Raw genomic sequence first — 2696 nt, 5'->3', positions numbered from 1 at the left:
CTGGAACCGTGCACGACGGCACAGTGACGCTGTTCCTCTGCGGCGATGTGATGCTAGGCCGCGGCGTCGACCAGATTCTGCCGCATCCAGGCAACCCGAGACTTTCCGAGAGATATATCCGGGATGCCCGCGCCTATGTCGAGCTGGCTGAAGCAGCGAACGGCCCGATTCCTCGCCCGGTCGACTTCGCCTGGCCCTGGGGTGACGCACTGCCCGTGCTGGATGAGGTCCAGCCCGATGTTCGGGTAGTGAACCTGGAAAACAGCATCACCCGGTGCGATGACTTCGCCGCCGGAAAGGCGGTTCATTATCGGATGAGTCCGGACAACCTTCCCTGCCTGGCCGCCGCCCGGCCCGATGTGTGCGTGCTGGCGAACAACCACCTGCTGGATTCCGGCCACCGAGGGCTCGTCGAGACCCTCGACGCGTTGTTCGCGGCCGGGCTGAGAGCGGTGGGAGCCGGGCGCGACGCGGACGAGGCGTGCAAACCGGCCATGGTCCCGCTCGGCGGGGGCCGGCGGGTCCTGGTCTTCTCGTTCGGCCTGCCCTCCAGCGGCATTCCACGGGCGTGGGCCGCGGCCCCGGGCCGGGGCGGCCTAGACGTCGTCCCCGAATTGTCGGACGCCACCGCCGAGGAGGTGACCACCCGCGCCCGGCGGGCGAAGCGCCCCGGTGACCTCGTCGTCGCCTCCATCCACTGGGGATCCAACTGGGGCTATGACGTAGACGACGACCAGATCCGCTTCGCCCACCGGCTCATCGACGGCGGTGTCGACGTCGTGCACGGGCACTCGTCGCACCATCCGCGTCCCGTCGAGGTGTACCGGGACCGGCTTGTCCTGTACGGCTGTGGCGACTTCATCAACGACTACGAGGGCATTACCGGCTACGAAACGTACCGGGACGACCTGCGGCTGGCGTACTTCGTCTCCGCCGAGATCTCCACCGACCCGCCCGGCGCGACGCTGACCGGCCTGCGGATGGTGCCCCTGCAGGCACGGCGGATGCGGTTGTGGCGCGCTGTACCCGAAGACGCGGGGTGGCTACGGGGAGTTCTCACCAGGATCAGCCGCGACTTCGGGACACAGTTCGACCTCAACGCACCCGGCGTGCTGTCGCTGCGCCAACCAGGAGCGAACCCTCGATGGTGTGCTCCAGCGCTTCGGCAGCCTCGGCCAGCGACGAAGGCCGGAAGATCAGGACCGGTCCGTCAGGCACGCTCACGCCGGCGTGGGGGCACCAGCCGGCTGAGCACGTCGAGTTCCGCCAGCCACAGCTGCCCCAGCCAGGCGTGGTTCGGCACGCTGGCACTGGCCACGAACGTGACACCGACCCGCTCGTCGATGCCCAGCATGGCGATGGCCAGATGCTGACGTCCGACGAGTAGTTGGCCCGTGCCGACCAGCCCGGTCACCGCACGTCCCGCGACAGCCAGCGGCCCGCGCATCGTTCGGACGTTGCTCGCCATCAGGGCCATCTTCCGGGTCTGGGCCGGGTAAGCGGCGGCGCCCGCGAGCATGCGGGGCGAGGCAATCGTCGCCATGGTGGAGAAGTGGTGACGTTCCACCACCCCCAGCCCGCCCTTCTTCATGCGACGGGTCTCCGCGGCGATCCACGCCAACCGCCGGCCGGGGTCCGGCTCCCCGCAGGGAAGCGGGACACGTACGCCCGAGGAATAGTTCGACAGCACGTTCCGTTCGGCGGCGGTCCGGAAACTGATGGGCATCAGCGCGTGGAGGGGCTGCCGGTCCCGGCGCCATTCGGGAAGGGACCACGTCCGCAGCGCCCCGGCGAGCGCGGCGAGATAGACGTCGTTGACCGTGACATCGTGGTGGCGAGCCACGGCGCGCAGCGTGCCCAGATCGGTGGTGACCCAGGAATGTCGCGCCGGCCCGGCCGGCGGTCCGCCCCAGGCGTCGAGGGCACGGGTGGGAGCCAGGCAACGTAGCCCCCGGCCGACGAAACCCGCGTAGTCCGAGGGCCGCGGCCGACGGATCGCGGGGGGCAGACCGAGGTCGAGTTCGCCCTCCCCCCGAAGAGCAGGTGCAGCGCCTGGTAGAGCGCGAAGCCGTCCTGCTGGATGTGGCTGGTCCGGTACACCAGCACCGTCCCGGACGACCCCGGGGCGCGCAGCAGGTAAAGCATCCACGGCGGCCGGCTGATGTCGATCGGCTGGGCGGCAATGCGATCGACGGCGGCACGCAGCCGCGCATCGCCGACACCACCGACGCCCCGGTCGGCACCGCTGGCACCGGCGGCGGACGGCAGGTCCAGGGCGACGACGTGATCGTCGACGTTCATGCCCGGACCGGAGACCCAGAGGGTCTCGTTCGCCGTCGGGCGGCGACCGGAGCACCGGACCGCGACAGTCTCGAGACGGTCGGTAAGAATCCGTGCCCGGGGGTTGCGCAGCCGCTCGGCGACGTGCGCCCGCAGGTCCGCCAGCTCCAGCGGGGGGCCGTCAATGAACAGCAGCGCACCGACGTCCTGGAACTCCCCGGGATTGAGCCGGGTGAAGGCGAGGTAGGCTCGGTCACCCGAGGTCAGTGGACGGGCGTACGCCCGTTCGGAACCGGCCTTCGTGACCACGTCGAGCAGGGCCATCAGACGCTCCCCCGCCCCGTCCGGGGGCGCGGGACGCGGGCCCGGGAATCGGGCTGGGCAACTTCACCAGATTGACACGTCAACACGCCAAA

Annotated in this window: 2 protein-coding genes and 1 pseudogene; 1 reads left to right on the top strand and 2 read right to left on the bottom strand. The window is 70.1% G+C overall.

The window, feature by feature from the left end; all coding sequences use genetic code 11:
- Window positions 1–50 precede the first annotated feature (50 nt).
- Window positions 51–812: pseudogene (locus AC08OJ_RS16530) on the top strand (CapA family protein); the annotation flags it as partial.
- A 398-nt stretch (window positions 813–1210) separates the two neighbouring features.
- Here the strand turns inward: AC08OJ_RS16530 and AC08OJ_RS16525 are convergent.
- Together AC08OJ_RS16525 and AC08OJ_RS16520 are read right to left on the bottom strand one after the other, a co-directional pair.
- Entirely contained in the window at window positions 1211–1726 is a 516-nt protein-coding gene (locus AC08OJ_RS16525) for a WS/DGAT domain-containing protein (RefSeq protein ID WP_476596200.1), read from the bottom strand.
- Window positions 1726–2604 carry a hypothetical protein gene (locus AC08OJ_RS16520; RefSeq protein ID WP_476596199.1) on the bottom strand — a complete coding sequence of 293 codons (879 nt, stop codon included), beginning with the start codon at window positions 2602–2604 and terminating at the stop codon, window positions 1726–1728. Before AC08OJ_RS16520 ends, AC08OJ_RS16525 begins: the two co-directional genes overlap by 1 nt.
- Between the last annotated feature and the right edge of the window lie 92 nt (window positions 2605–2696).

The organism is Frankia sp. CgKIO3 (genome assembly GCF_977946435.1).
The sequence above is the reverse complement of the archived record's forward strand: the minus strand, read 5'-3'. Positions and strand labels throughout refer to the sequence as shown.

Excerpts from the sequence above, each read along its gene's own strand:
- AC08OJ_RS16525 (WP_476596200.1), bottom strand. The coding sequence starts at position 1,726 with ATGCCCATCAGTTTCCGGACCGCCGCCGAACGGAACGTGCTGTCGAAC.
- AC08OJ_RS16520 (WP_476596199.1), bottom strand. The coding sequence starts at position 2,604 with ATGGCCCTGCTCGACGTGGTCACGAAGGCCGGTTCCGAACGGGCGTAC.